Source organism: Ravibacter arvi, assembly GCF_039540405.1.
Lineage (GTDB): Bacteria > Bacteroidota > Bacteroidia > Cytophagales > Spirosomataceae > Ravibacter > Ravibacter arvi.
The window spans coordinates 611,058-629,634 of record NZ_BAABEY010000036.1; the positions used below are offsets into that span (position 1 = coordinate 611,058).

Here is an 18,577-nt window from a genome sequence, read left to right on the forward strand (position 1 = left end):
ATCTTGAAAAAAAGTTCTGTTTACTATTTTTTGTTGTTGCTTAGCCAGGTTAAATTTATCTATTCCAGGCGCTTGCCGTCTTCGCTGTAAATCGGTTTGATAAAATATAAAGCCGCGGCGCATACGACCAGTAACAGGGCGCCCACCTTAAACATCAGGCTCAGATCAATCTGGGCATCGCGGAGGGCGCCTCCGGCATACAGCCCGATCCCGCCGACCATACAACCGAAAAGATTCAGTACCCCGTAGCCGGTAGCCCTGTATCGCGGATCAGTGATCAGGCAGAGGATGGGCATCATGTTGCCATCTGTAAATACCCGCGTAAAGGCAAAGAGCATAAAGCCGCCTACGGCTATCGCCAATACCGATGCGGAGCTCGCAACAAAGATAGCAGGGGCTGCGATGCACAATCCCACGATCGGGAGGAGAATGCGCCCCCTCCGGTGGGTCCTGCTCCACCTGTCAGCCAGGACTCCGCCAACCAGCACGCCTACAAAGGAAGCCGCATGGAAATAACCGGTGGCGTACACACCGGCCATGGTTTGTGTCAAGCCGAACTGCTCCTTATAGTAAGTCGGAAGCCAGCCCGCCACGATCCACCCGACAACCCCCAAAAAACTCCAGAAGACCACTGCGAGCCAAAAGTACCGGTTGGCAAACAAGTGCCTGATCGCGTGAGAAAAGTTGACGCCGGCTGCCTTTTCCGGAACGTGGGATTCTTCCCGGTCAGATTTTGCAGGATCCTTCAAAGCAAGCAGCAACAGTAAAGAATAGCCGATTCCGATGAAACCGAATACGCTGAAAGCGTGGTTCCAGGAATGGTTTTCGGCCAGCCAGCCGCCTACAAACCCCAGGCTTTGCCCGGTCATGATGCCTGCCATGTGAATACTGTTAGCCAGCGAACGGGTAGTTCCCCGGTGATAATCCATAATCAACGCAAGTGCGGCAGGGATATAGCATGCCTCGCTGATCCCCATCAGGGCACGGGTTGCAAGCAATTGTTCAAACGTAGTGGCATAAGAGGTGAGCCAGGTGACGAGCGACCATACGAACAGGCTTACCAGGATGACCCGGCTCCGGTTGAAACGGTCGGCAAGAAAGCCGGCAACGGGGCTAAGCAGGCCATAGACCCAAAGGAAAATGGAAGTAAGAAGCCCGAATTGCGCATCCGTCATTGGAATTTCTTCCAGAATGGAGGACCGCATGGTGGTGATCATCATACGGTCAAGGTAGTTGAGACAGCCGACGACACATAGCATGGCTACTACGAGCCAGGGGTAAATAGCGGGTTTGGAGGTTAACGAAGTTGGTCTGGTCATAGGCGATGTAACTGCTTCTCCAAAGTGAGAATAAATAACTATTTCAGGTGCTCCGGTTTTCAGGCTTTTTTACCAACAGGTCCATCCTCCATCTACCGGCAGGTTATGGCCGGTCAGGTACGACGAGGCGTCTGACAGAAGGAAAGCCACAGCGCCCGCTATTTCCGAAGGCTGACCGATACGCCCCATGGGGGATTTTTCGGAGAGTCGCTGAATAAAATCCGGGTGCTCCCGCTGAACCGCAGGGTTAGGAAACGGTCCCGGTGAAATGCAGTTGCACCGTACGCCCGATTTTCCCCAGTGGACTGCCAGATAACGGGTCATTTGCACAATCCCTGCTTTCCCGACTCCGTATTCAACCGGGTTTTTGGTCATCGGCGCCTGGTATACTTCCGGATACGGCGACACCGCACCGTACATGCTTGAAAACAGTACCAGGCTACCGCTTCCTCTCTCTGCCATTGCTGTTCCTGCTTCCCTGGCCAGGAGAAAAGTGGAGGTGATCCCACCATGGTTGACGTCGTCAAAATCCTGTTCGGTTAAGTCCTCCATCTTTTTGGCGGTCGATGCGAAGGTCAGGTTGACCAGGCCGTCGGGCACACCGTGCTCCCGGATCTGCTCCTGGACAAAGGCGGTTGCTTTCGCTCCGTCGCGCACATCGAGTGACGCCGGTACTACAGCGGAAGGACGGCCAAGGGTTTGTACAAAATTTTCAGCGCGGCCCGGCAAATCCACGCAAAGCACCCGGCATCCCATTTCGCTTAACAGGGTCACTACCGATTGCCCGAGGTATCCGGCGCCGCCGAAAACCCAGACACTGCGATTTTCGAGGCTGAACGGCCGGGGAATTGTTTCTTTCATGAATATAACGGGTTTAAGCAATCAAGGGCAGGTTTTGGAAACCACGGCCTTATTTTATTTCGACGATCGTTCCGGCGATGTGCCTCAGGCCATTCTCTTTGTTGAAATAGTAAACGATGAGTACCCGGTTGCCATCGAGTTGCACCGGCCATGTATACCCGATATCCGTATTTCCGCCGTCTTCTCTCAGGGTAATTTCAGGTGCCGTGGCAAAATTGGTACATTCGGCATTGAGTATCCGGGCTCTGATCCCGTAAGGCTTGTGCCGGTACCCGTAGGTGATCAGCACCCGTCCGTCGGGGAGCTGCAATGCGTTCATCGGGTGGCCTTTGAAGCCCATCGACTGCCATTTAAATGTTTTTCCTCCGTCGGTGGATCTCGCTATAACGGCATTGTCCTCAAAGCCGGCGGTCCGCAGAAAGCCGACGATATCCCCTTTCGGGGTTTCAATAACAGACGCTTCGTTAAAAGATATCTTCGGGTCACGGGCAACTTCTCCGGTATATTCCCAGGTAAGGCCCTTGTCTTTGGACGTGATGAGGTAATTAGACGTCTTTTTTATGCTGTCGTGAGCGGCGACAATCCATAAGATCGTGCCGTTTTTTGCTTCGTATAAGGCGCCCCTGTTATAAGCCGGTGCTTTCTCGCCGTAGGCGTTGAAGTGGCGTTCGGGCTTGATATGGAGCGGGTAGTAAGGGCCTTGCCACGATTTCCCACCGTCGGACGATCTCACGAGGTAGCCTCCCAGGAAGATATACCCGCCTGCATCAAAATAAGGCTGTTTTAAGTTTGGAACCCCGTCAGGCCGTACCTGCTGCCAGCCGTAGCTGGTACAAAGTACTGTTCCGTCTCTTAACTGCAACATGCAGGGGTCCTGGGAGCCGCCGAATGCATGGGCATATATTAAGTCAGGTTTTTTTGTCCAGTTTTCCCCGTCTGTAGAGCGGACCGACACCAGGTAGCTGTTGTGGTCAACGTGGTTGTTCCCTTTTTCTCCGAAAATTCTCCGGTTGGGTGCCCTTCTGAAAGCCACCAGCAGTTCGCCGTCAGCCTTCCTGATGACCGAGGGGAACGAGCTGTAAAATGCGCTGTCCTGGTATATCATTACATCCTTAATCTTTTTTACGCCGGGCACCGCTGACGGATTTTGGGCGTAAACTTCCGGGAGGGAACACATGGCTGCTGCCAACGCAGCGATCTTCATTGAAAATTTCATTTAGGCGTGAGGTTTGAGTTATGAGCGATGAGACGTAACCTCACGCCTTATCGCTCATAGCTGTTAAAAAAAATAGTTATTCACTACGTAATTTCTCAAGCGGTACGCTGGCGGTATAGACCGCCGATTTTCCCTCGTGGCTTGAATAATAGACTACCCACAGCGTTTTCCCGTCAATCACCATTCCGGGGTAACTGGTATCGCCACCGCTGGGCAGCCCGATCTGCTTTTTTACTTTGCCGTTCAGATCGGTCACGAACAAAGCGGTGCTTGCTTTTTTTCCTTCGTGAAACCGCGACCCCATGACAAGCTCCTGGTCATTAAGAAAGACGAAATTCGGGCCGCCCAGCCTCCACGACAAGGTATTGTAAGTCCACTGCGTGTAAGGAGAACTGCTTGTGCCCAGGTAACCCATCCGGTCGTCGCCTTCGCGCCTGATCAGTATATACATCTTCCCGTTTTTGTCGAAACGGATGGTACACTCATTGGGCCTGCCTTTTACGTCCAGTTGTGTGACCCGCTCATAATGAATGCCATCAGTGGTTTTTACCAGGTGTGCCAGCCATTCATTCTCCCTGTTGCCGCTCTGGTACAGCACACCATAGCCTGCGCCCTTGTGCCAGGTAACACGCCATATCCAGTCGATTTGGGGTTGGATAACCGGGTCTACCTGCGCAACCTCCAACCGGGAAAAGGTTTCGCCCTTTTTATCGGATATCGATACGTAGGGCTTCAGGAAGGTGTACTTCCCATCCTTCCAGACGCCGGCAGCAAGTGTGACCAGCAGTCTCCCGTCGGGCATTTCTGATAGCCGTGCTTCCCGTACATCAATTCCGTCCAGCCTGAAAATAGTGACAGTTTCCCAATTGTTCATGTCTTTCGAGCGCATGACCCGCACGGTACCATCGTTTTCGTTCCCTACATGACTGGTACCTTCTCTGAAGGTAATGTAATAGTATTTCCTGTATTTGAACAGATCCGGGAATGAATTATGGTTCGACTTGTCCCATATTTTCTTGATCACAATGTCATCCTGGGCATTCAGCAGCTGTGCTGAGAAGATCAGGAGCAGTATATGGCAAATTAGTTTTTTCATTGTGGTAAAAGGGTTGAGCAATGAGCAGTGAGGGGTGAGCGGCAGTTTTATTCATTGACGGTCGTTCAGAGCTAATACCTCAAGGCTCATGGCCAGAGTAGCAGGATTATTGGTCTAGTAGCCGGAGTTTTGTTTTACATCGGGTTCCAGGCTCAGCACGGATGTGGCGATCGGGAACAGTTTCAGGTATTGCTTGTCTTTTTGTGTTTTCAGCGTGGGGACCAGCTCGAAAGCTTTATCGAACCTCAGCAGGTCCCACCACCTTTTTCCTTCAAAAGCCAGCTCAAACAAACGTTCCTGCAGGATGGCCTCATCGTTTGCCTGCTGTGTGCCGTTCACGAAGGCATGATTGGCGAAGGCTGCGCCGTATGCTCTTTTGCGCACTTCGTTTATCTCTGCCGAGGGGTCCTGGTTGAGGCCGTTCTTCGCTTCCGCTTTCATCAGTAGTACGTCGGCATAGCGGTAAAGGATTACGTCGCTGGCAAAAATCCGGTTGCCGGAGGTAACTACGCCGGTACCCTTGAGACAAACATTGGAATAATACGTACTGTCTCCTCCTGGATTGTAGGTATAAATATCAAAGTAAGTTCCCCGCTTGCGGGTGTCGTCATTGGTAAACTGGTTTCGTACCAGGTCCGACATGACCATAAGGCCCTGGCCGCCGCCTACCGGCAGCAGCAGATCTTTTGCTTTCTGGCTGATATTGGTGGGAACGGCTGAGCCAATGATCCACATGTGCCAGAAGTAATTTCCTCCTTCCAGTTCTTCATAGTGGATATTGAGGAGTGTTTCCCTGTTGCCTTTATTTGTATACCTGAAAATATCGGCAAAGGCAGGCAGAAGCTGAACGTCGGCAAGAGCCACCTGTTCGCAGGCATCGAGGGCGGCAGTAAAATCGGCGCTTCCGCCATTCAGCACTTTCGCGGTCCACAAATAGACATCCGCTTTGAACGCATAGGCAGCGGGTTTTGACCACATGCTTCGCAGGCCCGGGAAGCGGTTGTCGGGAAACAGCTGCAAAGCTTTCTCAATATCGTCCTTGACGAGCTTAAATACCTCGACAACCGGAGACCTTGGTTTTTGCGTTTTGCCCGGATCGGCATTTTCGGTCGGTTCGGTACGGATTACCAGGTCACCCCAGGTTTTTGCCATTGAAAAATAAACGTAGGCCCGCATGGCATAGGCCTGCGCCAGGATATTGTTTTTTTCGCTCTCGGATCTGAATGTAATGCCCGGTACATACTTAAGAAGCAGGTTGGCGGTATTGATTACGCGGTAATAGGCCGACCAGTCGGCATGTCCCGGTACGTCAGGGGTCATGGCGTTGTTGAACAGGGTATAGGTACCCCCGCCGTAAACTCCGCCTGTGTAGATTTCGCTTCTCTGATCGCCGGTTGTAAAAAGTGCTTCCGAGATGCCTCTCAGGTCGATGTACATCCCGACGAGAGCGCCTTTGGCGTCGTCTTCCGTTTTCCAGAAGGAATTGGTTGTAATTACGCTGGTCGGGTCAACATTCAGCGAGTCCGAGCATGACATGCTGAGGCCGGTCAGCACGGCACCAATAAAATATATATGAGTGAGTTTCATGGTGGTCAGCGTTTAATTTAGAATGAAATGCTTGCGCCAAAAATGTAGCTTTTGGGCATTGGGTAACGCCCGTCATCCCTTCCGCCTTCCTCAGGGTTCAAACCATCATAGCCTGTAAAATAATGCAGGTTGCTGCCGGTGGCACTCAGCCTGAGGCCGCTGATCCTGATTTTTTTCAAAAACTCGGAAGGCACGGAATAGCTGAGCGTCAATTCACGCAGGCACAGGAAATCTCCTTTCTGGTAAAAAATAGAATTTCCCCTGTCGCTTACACCGAAGAAATTATTGCGCTGTGTTCTTTCTCCGCCCCAGTAGTAGCGTGACTGCGTGGCGATATCACCGGGGTTCTTCCACGAATTGTCATATTTGTCTTTGGTAAAGCTGCCGTCCGAATAGCCGTTCATGTCCAGGAACAGTTTGCCGTAGTTAAAGATGGTATGCCCGGTGGTATAGTCCATTCTGACGTAGAGGCTGAAACCCCTGTATGACAGGGTATTGCTAAAGCCCCCGGTCCAAAGCGGATAGGTATTTCCCATGTATACCTGGTCGCGGCTGTCGATGCTTCCGTTTCCGTCTGCGTCATGGAATCTCACGTCACCCCCGTACTGCGTTTTATCGGCGCCTACTATATAAGTATAAACGGGGCCTTTGGCAGCGTCTTCGTCAGTGGCATAGATCGCTTCCTGCCTAAGGCTATACATGTCGCCTATGTTCCCGCCTTCCTGCAGGCCGCCCTTCCAGACATAGTCGCCGGCGGCTCCGTCCCAGACCAGGTCTCCGCCCACGCGGTTTCCGGGCGTTCCGTTGTCCGGCAGCTTCAGGATTTTGTTCCTGATCCGGGATGCATTGAGCGACGCTTGCCACTGCCAGGGAGCGCTTACGGGTAATAGCCTGGCGCTGATTTCCAGCTCAACCCCTTTATTTTCAAGACTGCCCAGGTTGGTTAGGATGCTGGCAAAGCCGGTAGACCGGGGTAGTGAGAGGCTTGTAATCAGGTTGTCGGTGCGGCGCCTGAAATAATCAAACAGCACGGAGACCCGGTTGCCGAATAATCCGGCGTCAAGGCCTACATCAAACGTTTTGGACTGCTCCCACTTCAGGTCCGGGTTGGGGAGCACGGTATTCTGTATGGCGGCCTGCCCATTGTACCTTGCGCCCACACTGTAAGCCCCCTGGGCCTGGAAGTCGGACAAACCGCTGATATTACCGTTCACACCGTAGCTCGTCCTCAGTTTCAGCGTGCTGAGCATTTTCGGGAGAGAAGTCCAGAATTCTTCATTGTGCAGATTCCATCCGGCCGACACTCCGGGGAAAAATCCCCATCTATAATTGTTTCCAAGGTTGGACGCACCATCATAACGGGCGTTGACCGAGAGCAGGTACTTCTCCCGGAAATCGTAGTTAATTCTCCCAAAATACCCGACTATGACCTGGTCGGAAATACTGCTATTGACGGAGGTCGGTTCTCCGGCGGCATTCAGCGTAGGGATGAGATCGGTGGAAGCCCCCCTGCCGGCGGCGCTTAAGCTGGCTTGTTGCCTGGAAAAGTAGGAAAGGCCCGCCTTTACATCAAAATTATGTTGATCCGAGATTGATTTTTTATACGACAATACGGCATCGGCCTGGTATTGGCGCCACCTTGAGTTGCTTGCGCTGGCATTGCGTGTGGTTACAAAAGAGGCCGGGCCGTTCCAGAAGGCGGGCTGGAAGCTATAGCCGTCATTGGAAGTATTGAAAAGGGAAACCTGCGGGTCAAAACTGAGCCCCGGCAATATTTCCCAACTGCCGCCCGCAGCGATAGTAAGGTTATCCAGGCTGTTTCTATTGACCATGGTTTTCATCTGGTACAGCGGATTGCCGATTCCGTTATTCGTTCCGGGGGCAAGCGTCCCGTCTTCAAAATAGAGCTTTCCGGTGGGGGCCAACCCGGCCGACCGGTAGAAAGTGATGGCAGTACTGAAGGCAGAGTTGCGCTGCTGTGAATTGGAATAAATGACACGCCCGAAGAATTTCAGGTTGTCGCGGACTTTTAAGTCCCCGTTCAGCTCGAAGCTCAACCTTTTGTAGCCGGTAGTGATGACCGTTCCGACATCGTCGAGGTAGCCCAAACCGGCATGAAAGGTGGCTTTTTCGGTACCGCCGGAAACGCTCAGGTGATGATTTTGAGAAATTCCCGTCTGGTAATTGAGCGCCTGGAAATCGTTGTCGGCAAACAGGAGTGTTTTGGATGGATCGGCGGGATCGGGCATACTCTGCCAGCCTTCCTGCAGCTTGTATTCGTTTTCAGGGGTTAAATATTGCAGCGAGAAGGCCGTGTTGTTGGTGAGGTCGTTACCGGTCCCGTATCCCATCGGCAGCGAGAGACGCTGAACGGCGCCGGCCCTGGTTTTGTCGGGCTCCTTGACGGCGCTTCCGCGGTTGAGCTCCAGGTACTGCCTAGCATTGACCAGGTCATACATTTTGCCCACTTTGGAAGTAGTATGATTAAAGGAGTAGGTCACCTGGGTCCTGCCTGCCTTGCCGGATTTGGTGGTAACAATTACAACGCCGTTTGATCCGCGCGCGCCGTATATGGCCGTCGAAGCCGCGTCTTTCAATACCTGGAGGCTTTCTATATCGTTTGCCGACAGGTTGTCGAGATTGGTCCTTATAATGCCGTCGACAATATACAACGGGGAGGCTCCGTTCGGATTGTTGATAGAGGTTCCGCCCCGCACAATAACCCTGGGTGCCGCTCCCGGCTGTCCGGAAGTACTCTGCACCCTTACGCCCGACAGCGCACCCTGCATGGCCGACGCCACATTGGAGAAGGGTACGTTTTCCAGTACTTTTTCATCGAGCTTGGTAATCGATGTGGTTACGGCATCCCGCCGTTGGGTACCGTACCCCACTACTACGATTTCTCTCAGTGAGGCGACATCGGCTTCAAGCTTCAGGTTAATCTCAGTTCTGTTTCCTACCTGTATCTCCCGGCTTTTGTAGCCGATAAAGGAAAAGACCAGTACGTCATCGGCGGAGCCCACCGAAATAGAGTACGCGCCATTTACATCCGTTGCGGTCCCGGTGGTGGTCCCTTTTACCTGGATATTGACGCCCGGCAATGCCTGATCGCTGTCATCAAGTACTTTCCCGGTAAGGGTCCTTGATTGAGCGAAGGCGGCATTTACCAAAAAACACATCACTGGAAGAAAAAACAGTTGTCTCCTCCAGTATGAACATGGTAGAGTTTCTTTTTCCATTGTCAGGGTTTATTTGATTTTATAAATTTTTAAGTGTACAAAACTAATTTTCAACGGGGCCTGCTTCCTCTACTATTGTATATATTTTCAATGCTTTTCTTCGGGTGTGGCGTATAGGTAACCCTGTGGGCCTCAGTTTTTTCCAGCAGACAGGCGCAACGGACCGGGACCGGCAATAAAAAATCCCCCGACGCTCAGCCATTCCGGCTAAGTATCGGGGGATTTTGGTGCCCTCCTAAAAAGTGCAGGAATATTACCGCGCCAGCAGCTCTTCGGTCAGGCGCTTTGTCTTGTAGATATATTTGAGCGCAGCGACGATCCCTCCGGTGTGAACCGAAACTGTTCTGTTGCCGGTATCAGGTGCGAAAATAAAGTAGCCGGTAAGGCTTTCCATATTTCCGTCAAAAGCCAGGCCTACTGCTTCCAGCTTGCTGTTAACCAGCGGGGAGCCGGAATTTCCGCCTACGATGTCATTGGTGGAAATAAAATTGACAGGTTCACGAAGTAATTCCGCCGGCGGATTTTTCCATTTCTCGGGGAGCGACCAGGGATAAGTCCCTTTGTGCGACAAAAAGCGGTCATAAAGACCGTAGTAGGTGGTGTTGGCAGGCGCTTTGGTCCCGTTGTACTCCACCGGCTTTACAACGCCGTCGCTGATGCGCAATGACATGGTAGCGTCAGGGGGAATTGCCGTGCCGTAGGCATCAAAAATCAACCTGCCAAGCCGGCCCTGGAGAAGCTCAAGCTTCATATAGGCATCGCGTGCAGCAAAGACTGATTTCATGTAGCGGGGCTGCGCAATAAGTGCCAGCTGTATAAACGGATCTTCAGAGGCCTCCAGGGCGGTCTCACCGCCGTCAATCAGTTTTTGTACGTAGGTGCTGTCTTTCAATTTTGACTGGGACAGCATCCATTCTGCCGCTTCGTCCGGAGATTTTTCATCCAGGGCGTACCGCAGGTAAATATCGGTCGGGCCGAGCAGGCTGAGCGCTTCTTCCAGGTGTGCAGCCAGGTAGCCTGACTCAATCTCCATTGATTTGGGTGTAAAAGCGCGGAGCATCTCTTTCAGTGTTGCCGCTCTCTGCGGATTTGTTTTCGAAATGGCCGCATAGTCAACCAATTGCTGCGCCAAAGTAAGCATCTCGCCTCTGAACAACGGGTTGGTCTGGAAAAGCATCAGTTCGTGCTGCGCTCCCCGGAGGACCTTCACGCTTTCAGAGATCTGATCCCAGATGGAATATTCGGCCGACAGCTTGGCGTCATTTCTCACCTTGGTTTTAAAATCGTTTTCAAAAGCTCTTTTCCTTGCCATCAGGTAGGGGTCACGCATTCCCTTCAACTGTCCGCTGAAGGACTTGACGCTGTTTTCAAAGCTGAAAACTTCATTGGCAATGCTGTCGCTTTTGGCCTTTTCATTGTAGGCTTCCAATACCGCTTTCCGGTTTTCAAGCACCTGGATCAGGTAAGGAAGTTTGTAATCCCGTTCCATTTCCAGTTCCTCAATCGTTTGAAGACGACCGGTGGTGCCCGGGTTCCCGATCACGAATACCGGCTCGTTTTCTTTGGCGCCATCCGGGTTGAATTTAAAATAATGAGTGGTTTTTAGCGGTTTTCCCGCGTCATCATACACCCGGAAGAAGGAAACGTCCAGGTTATAGCGGGGGTAGGTGAAATTGTCGGGATCCCCGCCGAAGAACCCCAGGTCCAGCTCAGGCATGAAAACCAGCCTGACGTCGTTATAACGCCTGAAGCCATAAAGCGAAAATTTTCCACCGCTGTACAGTGTTACCGCCTGTATCTCCAGGCCTTTCCATTCGGGCTTTTCGCCGTATTCTTTTACAATGTTTTCCAGGCCCTGATCCCGAAGGGTCAGTTTTTCGTAGTCATCCGCGCCCTGTTTTTCAATGTCCTGCACGCGGGCGGTTATGTCTTCAATCCTGACCAGCTGGTCTACAAACAGTTCGGGGACTTTCCTTTCGTCGCCCAGCTTGGTTGCATAAAAGCCATGTGCGCTGAAATCTTCGTCCTTTTTCTGAACGGCGGTACCTGACTCCCGTGCGCAGTGGTGGTTGGTCATTACCAGGCCGTCGGCAGAGACAAATGAAGCTGAACAATAGGTAGAGAACCGTAAGGCGGCTAGTTGCGCCTTTTCAAACCATGCCTTGTCCGTAGTCAGCTGGTAAGTTTCCTTGAGATACTCAACAGGCGGATTTTCAAAGGTCCACATCTTCCCCATATCAAACCGCCGGGCTTTTACTGTATCAAGTTCGGCCTGTTGAGAAAATGCCGGGTATATCCCTAAAAGGGAAAAACAGCCGGCAATGAACAAGGAGCGTTTATGTCTGATCATAGATTGTTCAGGTATTGGTAAAATGCTTTTGAGATAATATGCTTCTGCAATTGTTGTGTAATAGTTCGGCTAAGGTCGTAAATCGTTTCGGACAAACAATCGGTCGCTGCCGGGTCTACCGATCAGCGTGTAGTTTTTGTCGACGTAATCGGCCAATTCCGGGAAAGAGCGATAGGATTGCGTCAGTGTATCCTGCAGCCACAGGCTGTTGGGGCCGACCGCATCAATCAACACAGCGGGGCGTGTCCGCTCCAGGTCCCTGAGATAGCGGTCGCGGTAGGTCTCCTGCATAGGGTGTTTAAAGGCGGAACGGATGCTGTGGTTTTCGGCAACGCCCTGCGGGGCCTGGCACTCGACATAATATTGGCAATTCCACCCCCAAACCACCATATATTCTCCTTTGTTGAGGAACCGTGCGGCCTCCATACCCGTTGCCGTGAACGGAAGGCCACGGTTCAGGCCCGGGCCGGAAACAAAGCTGTTAAGGACGCCGTGCTGCCTCCAAAAAACGCCCACAGCCAATGCTACGCCCAGCAACGGCGGGAAAATCAACCGCATCCGGGTGTTGGCCGGGCTGATACCAGGGCCTGTCAACGAAGTCAGCAGGAGGCTGAAAGGCAGGACCAGGAACAACAGATAGTGTGTATAACCCGAACCGGTACGCAAAATCGCTACAAAGCTCATGACCAACAGGCCAATGCCGAGCCACCATACCGAACGGTTTCGCGGAACCTTCCGGTTTCCCGGTACCGTCAGCACCGGCCAGATGACAAGCGGGACTACTAGTATAAGCAGATCGGTAGCCCGGTGTGCCTCGCTAAACTGGAAGCGCAGGTTGTCAAAAAGCGTGGTGTCGTTTTTGTATTGAAAGTTCCCTTTGATATAAAAGGTGAAAAAGTCATTCAGGACGCCGCCGGCAAAGAACAACAGCAGGGCGGACGCACACGCAGCTGCGACCCCTCCGAACAGGGCCGCGAGCGCGCCCCGGTAGCGGAGCGTGGCGAGCCGGATGAGCGCATACAGACCTATTCCTGCCGCTAGCGGAACAGCCTGGATTTTTCCGAATGGCACCAGTGTGAGCAGCACGCCCAGGGCAAACATTTTTGCTTTTGCCGAACGATCGCTCACAAAATCGCCTGATACCAGCCAAACGCATGCGGCCAGCAGCGCAATCGGGAAATGTTCACTGCTGTAATGAACAAAATCGGGGGTCCTGGTAAAACCGTAAAACAGAACGACCGGGAATAATCCAAGTGCTGCCCGGTAGGGATCAAACCAGTTTTTTAGAGCTTTGAAAAGAAAAAACAGCGTAATCAGTACCAGCAGAAAGGCGCCTAGGTGTGCGGTCATATAATCGTACCGGCCCGTCAGCATCCCGACTATGGAGAGAAAATAGGAGGAAAGCGGACCACCCGTAGTGCCGTCTACTGATCGCCAGTATACGGGGTCAACGGCCAGTGTCATGGCTTGAGCAAGCATCTGGCTTTCGTCTACGTTGAGTTCCCGGTTGTAAACCAGTACCGGTAACCGGAGGACAAAAAGCAGGCAGGAAGCCAAAAAGAGAAACCGGTTCCCGGAAAAACCGGCAGATTTTGCCATAAAAAGCCATCCCCCCAAACTTACCGCCGCGACTAATGTCAGCAACTGGTAAATAAGGGGGAATGTGTCAAAGCCTATGGTCATGGCTTGGATCAGATAGCACTTCCGGCAAGGCGGGACGCGATACCATCATGAATCTGTACCAGGGTTTCTTCCAGGCCATACTCCCAGTTCCAGCCGGGATAGTGGCTCTTGAATTTATTAAGATCGCTGATGTACCAGATATGATCGCCTATCCGGTTGGTTTCGGAATAGGAGAAGTTCATTTTGTTGCCGGTAATTTTTTCACAAAGTGTGATGGCCTCCAGCATGGAACAATTGGCAAACCTTCCGCCGCCGGCGTTGTAAACTTCACCAGGGCGCGGGTTTTGATAAAAATGCCAGAACATGTTTACCAGGTCGTGGCTATGGATATTGTCCCTCACCTGTTTGCCTTTGTAACCGAAGATAGTGTAGTGGTTGCCGGTAATGGCACACTTCATCAGGTAAGCCAGGAAGCCGTGAAGCTGCGCTCCCGAATGGTTGGGGCCGGTGAGACAGCCGCCGCGGAAAATGCCGGTTTTCAGGCCGAAATAGCGGCCGTATTCCTGGACCATGATATCGGCAGCCACTTTCGATGCACCGAATACCGAATGCTTGGTATGGTCAATGCTGTGCTTCTCGTCGATACCGTCTTTGAAGTAGGGATGACTTTCGTCAATTTCCCAGCGGGTTTCCAGTTCTACCAACGGCAGGTAATTCGGGTTGTCACCGTAAACCTTATTGGTTGAAGTAAAGATGAATACCGCTTCCGGTGCATGGAGGCGCGTCATCTCGAGCAGATTCAGCGTGCCGGTCGCGTTGACGCCAAAATCAGTGAACGGCTCCTTGGCTGCCCAGTCGTGGCTGGGTTGGGCGGCGGTATGAACAATGATCTTTATATCCGAACCGTATTCCTTGAAAATCGGCTCCAGCTGCGAGGCTTCCCTGATGTCGACAGAGTAGTGTTTGTAGTTCGGAAGCGATTCTTCCAGGCGATTCCGGTTCCATTCAGTATTTCCGTCTTTGCCGAAGAAATATTGACGGAGGTTATTATCGATGCCTACAACGAGATCAAACTTGTCTGACAGAAAAGCGGCAGATTCACTCCCTATTAGACCCGCAGATCCGGTAACTAACGCGATGTTCATAAATTGGATTTTATTTATTTGTATGGGTGGCTCAGTGTGAATGAGTTCAATTCAAATACCGGCGCAATTTACGGAATTTAAGATACTAAATCATAATCATTTCCCGCGATTCTTTTGAACGACAACAGGCCTCTCACGCCTCATCCCTCACCCTTCAAATCTTTTTACCCGGATAAAATAAAGCGTCAGTATAATAATAGTAAGTTGCAGGGAATAGTCAATCAGTGCCGTCGAACCGGAAAATACATCGGCCGGTTGATAATATTTGGGCATTCCCGCCCGCCACCAGTAGGAGGGGTGAATGGTACATACCACGTTGTAAAGGAAAAACAGAAGCACTACTTTCCGGTTTCCAAAATCCAGGAAGGCCAGGGTAAGCGGCAACAGGAAAATAAACAGGTAGTTGCTGTAGGCGCTTTGCTGCACGATCATGAGCGTCGCGTACAACGTTATAAAGATCCTGGCGGCATGAACCTCGAATGGTTCGCTCCGCCGGTCCAGCGCGACGAGGCATCCGGAGAGAACGGTGGCCAGCAATCCAATCCAGTTCCAGAAGCCTTTTCCCATTCCCAGGTGGTTGAACATCCACGGGTTCAGCACGGAGACCAGGTTAGGCGCCCGGAGCGTATCGGCCTCCCCGATGGGTTGAAGGAATTCCGTACCGGTGGTGGCGTAAAGAATGGCGAGGCTGGCTGTGCCCACCAGCGCAAGCGGCCACAGGAACCCGATTTTGTTCTTTTCGATGAGGAAAAGCGGTACCAGGAACAAGACAAAAATCACTTTCGTGGTGAGTATACCCAGCGCCAGTATAAGGGCATATGCCACTGTACTGCCTGTTTTCCGCCGGACCAGCAGTGCCAGTACAAAAAACATCCAGATCCAGATATCCTCCTGGGCGCCAATGACACAGAGAATCAGCGATCCCGGCAGTAAAAAGTAAAGAAGCGCCCGGAAGAAAAGCTCGGACCGCGGTATGATTTTCTTAAAATAGGAGAGAGAGGCTAGGACAGCGACGGCCTCCAGGATGATCATCGTAAGCACCACCACGCGGGGGTTGGGCCATAGCCAGGCGCCCACTGCAAGCAGGTACGAGTAGAACGGGGAGTAGGGCGACCAGAAATCACGGTATACAAGCTTTCCTTCTGCGGCCTGTGTGGCCATCTGCCAAAACCCGTTTACATCGGAAGTAGGGTGGATGCCGAGCGCCAGAAAGACAATTGAAAAGGGTATCAGCCGGAAGAAAAAGCAAAGCAGGCCCACCCAGACCGGTGCGCTCAGGCCCTCCGCAAGCGCTGCAATGCGCTTTTTCTGGAACAATGCCAATCCCAGGAAGGCAAAACACAACAGGCAGATTGCAATCTTGGCCGCAATTACATTCATACCGGCGAGAAAGTTTGCGGGTGTACCACCCGTTTCCAGGCCTTCACTACAATCCAGACAAAGCACAGCACATTGGCAATTTGCAGACTGATGTCAAGCAAATGCCGGGGCTCGGCGAACATGGAGAATGTGAGGTAATCCGGCTGCCCGATGTAGACGTTTACAAACGGTTGAATAACCGTCAGCCAGCCGAGCGCCGTAACGACAAAAATGTCGGTCCATTGGGTCACCTCTACGAGTTCGAACACCACCACGACCAGGAATGCGATCACATAGGCGCCCGGTGCACTGGCCTGAAAAATCATCATGCCGCAATAAGAAAGGATAAAAAGACCTGGCAGGGTTTCGGCCAGGTGCCGTTCTCGTGATTTCCACGCAGCCAGGCAGGGCAGGAGAACCGTGAAAAACAACCCGACCCAGTTGACAAAGGTCGAATTGGTAGCGTCTATATGAACAAAAAATTCGGTCAAAGGCCTCGTAATCGAAAACAAATTCGGCGTCATGAGCTGTTCCGTATGACGGATGGGCATCAGGAACAAATCTCCTATCGTAAAATAGAGAAAGCCGACTACGGGAAGCCCTATGGCTGCCATGCTCAGCAACATTCTGACCGGTTTTTTTACAACCAGCAGAATGGCAGGCAGCAGGAAAATGAAAGTAACCTTGAGGGTTACCAGGGCGAGGGCAAACCAAAGTCCCAGGCCTGTTTCATAATTTTCGCGGTGGGCGCGCAGATAGCGCCACATCAGCAGGCCGATCCCCCAGAACCAGATTTCTTCCTGGCCGTCAATCATAATATACATGAAAGATGCCGGAAGGAGCAGGTACAGGAAGGCCAGCAAAAGGGCATTTTTTTTGACAGGCTTGTAAGTCCGGTAGGTGTACCACAAGATCACAGCCTCCATAACGACCATCAGCAGCACAATGGCGCGTGTATTGTGCCAGAACCAGAGGGGAATACTGATCAGGTAAGGGTACAGCGGTGCGTGATAGGACCAGAAGTCGCGGTAAACGAAATCCCCGGCTTTGGCATGTTCCGCTTTGTAGAAAAAAAACGGGACGTCCCCCCTGGGCTCGAAATTGAGCAGTACAAAAATACCGATCCACGGGAGTAGCCTGAGGAGAATAAACCCGGTCCAGAAGACGAGTACGTCGCTTTCCTTCTGCCATTTTTCAAAATACCGGGATTGCCAAAGCGCCAGAAATATCGCGGTGGTAAGTGCGGCGCTCAGGAGCAATTTGATATAAAAGACCGTAATGATGGGCATTTCGCTGGCGTATCAATGACATTTCATATCCGAACTTATGCAAGCTGAAAAATAGAGCTCGGAGATGCGCAGATTACTTTACTGCCACAAATATAATGGTTCGTTTGAATGCCGGAAGGGTATTTGTTATCGGGGAAGTGATTCAAACCGCGCTTTATAGCTTCCGGTTGCCGGCCGCCGAGTTGCACATCCAGCCAAAGACCTATATTTTTGATGGAACTATTTTTAGATCGAATTAGGAAAATGCTTTAGTTATGACTTCCAATCAAGCGAACCAAGGACCTGTCTTTGATTTTTCAGACGAGCAGCTGGCGGTAAGGGATGCAGCGCGCGATTTTGCCCGGACCTATCTTTTGCCCGGGGTTATAGAAAGGGATGAAACCCAGACTTTCGATCGTGAACTGCTGAAAAAAATGGGGGAAATGGGTTTTCTGGGAATGATGGCATCTCCTGAATTTGGCGGCGGAGGCCTGGACACGGTTTCGTATGTGCTGGCAATGGAAGAAATTGCCAAAATAGATGCATCCGCAGCGGTGATTATGTCGGTCAATAATTCGCTTGTGTGCTGGGGAATCGAAAAGTATGGATCTCAGGCGCAGAAAGAAAAGTACCTGAGCCGCCTTACCGGTGGCGAAATCATCGGCGCTTTCTGTCTATCCGAGCCGGAAGCAGGGTCTGATGCCACCTCGCAGCAGACAACCGCAAAGGACTTCGGCGATCATTATCTCCTTAATGGCACCAAAAACTGGATCACCAACGGCAATACCTCCGGGGTTTGCCTGGTAATAGCCCAGACCCACGAAGAAAAAAAGCACCACGGGATCAATTGCCTGCTCGTGGAAAAAGGGTGGCCTGGGTTTTCGGTTGGCCGGAAGGAAAATAAAATGGGGATCCGGGCTTCAGATACGCATTCGTTGATGTTTTCGGACGTAAAGGTGCCGAAAGAAAACCGTATCGGGGAAGACGGGTTTGGTTTTAAACTGGCCATGAGTACACTCAACGGCGGCAGGATCGGTATTGCGGCGCAGGCATTGGGTATCGCATCGGGCGCTTTTGAGCGCGCCCTCGATTATGCCCGGCAGCGTAAGGCCTTCGGGAAAACGATCTTCGAACACCAGGCCATCCAGTTCAAACTTTCTGAGATGGCCATGCGCATAGAAGCGGCAAGGCTGCTCATTCTGAAGGCCGCAGTTTTGAAGGACCAGGGAAAGGATTTCGTGAAAGAAGCCGCGATGGCGAAATTATTTGCATCGGAAACTGCCATGTGGGTAACTACCGAAGCCGTGCAGATCCATGGCGGGTACGGATACGTAAAAGAATACCATGTCGAAAGGATGATGCGAGACGCCAAAATTACGCAGATTTACGAGGGTACCTCCGAAATTCAGAACCTGGTGATCGCCAGAGCGTTAATTTGATGGAGTTATTTGATATTTTATTGGGCTTTGGCCGGAACTTTATTCCCTGGTTCAGGTAGAAAACAAAAAAAAATC

Annotated in this window: 12 protein-coding genes; 1 reads left to right on the top strand and 11 read right to left on the bottom strand. The window is 51.7% G+C overall.

Going from position 1 to position 18,577, the window contains the following annotated elements:
- Window positions 1–59 precede the first annotated feature (59 nt).
- The 11 genes from ABD852_RS22210 to ABD852_RS22260 form a co-directional block, all read right to left on the bottom strand.
- On the bottom strand, window positions 60–1,319 hold the full coding sequence (locus tag ABD852_RS22210; protein WP_345032927.1) for an MFS transporter: 1,260 nt from the start codon (window positions 1,317–1,319) through the stop codon (window positions 60–62).
- Between the two features lie 69 nt (window positions 1,320–1,388).
- Window positions 1,389–2,180 carry an SDR family oxidoreductase gene (locus ABD852_RS22215; protein ID WP_345032928.1) on the bottom strand — a complete coding sequence of 264 codons (792 nt, stop codon included), beginning with the start codon at window positions 2,178–2,180 and terminating at the stop codon, window positions 1,389–1,391.
- 49 nt (window positions 2,181–2,229) lie between these two features.
- The gene (locus ABD852_RS22220) at window positions 2,230–3,396 is read right to left on the bottom strand and encodes a sialidase family protein (protein ID WP_345032929.1); all 1,167 of its coding nucleotides are present in this window, start codon (window positions 3,394–3,396) and stop codon (window positions 2,230–2,232) included.
- Window positions 3,397–3,472: 76 nt separating this feature from the next.
- Complete coding sequence (locus ABD852_RS22225; protein WP_345032930.1) at window positions 3,473–4,492, bottom strand: hypothetical protein; 1,020 nt, start codon at window positions 4,490–4,492, stop codon at window positions 3,473–3,475.
- A gap of 114 nt (window positions 4,493–4,606) precedes the next feature.
- Window positions 4,607–6,079: a RagB/SusD family nutrient uptake outer membrane protein gene (locus tag ABD852_RS22230; RefSeq protein ID WP_345032931.1), complete on the bottom strand. Its 1,473-nt coding sequence runs from the start codon at window positions 6,077–6,079 to the stop codon at window positions 4,607–4,609.
- Window positions 6,080–6,096: 17 nt separating this feature from the next.
- Window positions 6,097–9,258: a SusC/RagA family TonB-linked outer membrane protein gene (locus tag ABD852_RS22235; protein ID WP_345033166.1), complete on the bottom strand. Its 3,162-nt coding sequence runs from the start codon at window positions 9,256–9,258 to the stop codon at window positions 6,097–6,099.
- A 313-nt stretch (window positions 9,259–9,571) separates the two neighbouring features.
- Window positions 9,572–11,668, bottom strand: coding sequence for a S46 family peptidase (locus ABD852_RS22240; protein ID WP_345032932.1), 2,097 nt, complete (start codon window positions 11,666–11,668; stop codon window positions 9,572–9,574).
- Between the two features lie 69 nt (window positions 11,669–11,737).
- Entirely contained in the window at window positions 11,738–13,351 is a 1,614-nt protein-coding gene (locus ABD852_RS22245) for a hypothetical protein (RefSeq protein WP_345032934.1), read from the bottom strand.
- An 8-nt stretch (window positions 13,352–13,359) separates the two neighbouring features.
- Entirely contained in the window at window positions 13,360–14,436 is a 1,077-nt protein-coding gene (locus ABD852_RS22250) for an NAD-dependent epimerase/dehydratase family protein (protein WP_345032935.1), read from the bottom strand.
- 147 nt (window positions 14,437–14,583) lie between these two features.
- A complete protein-coding gene (locus ABD852_RS22255; RefSeq protein WP_345032936.1) occupies window positions 14,584–15,816 on the bottom strand; it encodes a hypothetical protein in 1,233 nt (410 codons plus the stop codon).
- Window positions 15,813–17,084: a hypothetical protein gene (locus ABD852_RS22260; RefSeq protein WP_345032937.1), complete on the bottom strand. Its 1,272-nt coding sequence runs from the start codon at window positions 17,082–17,084 to the stop codon at window positions 15,813–15,815. Before ABD852_RS22260 ends, ABD852_RS22255 begins: the two co-directional genes overlap by 4 nt.
- Before the next feature lie 254 nt (window positions 17,085–17,338).
- Here ABD852_RS22260 and ABD852_RS22265 point away from each other — a divergent pair, with 254 nt between their 5' ends.
- Window positions 17,339–18,502, top strand: coding sequence for an acyl-CoA dehydrogenase (locus ABD852_RS22265; RefSeq protein WP_345032938.1), 1,164 nt, complete (start codon window positions 17,339–17,341; stop codon window positions 18,500–18,502).
- Window positions 18,503–18,577 lie beyond the last annotated feature (75 nt).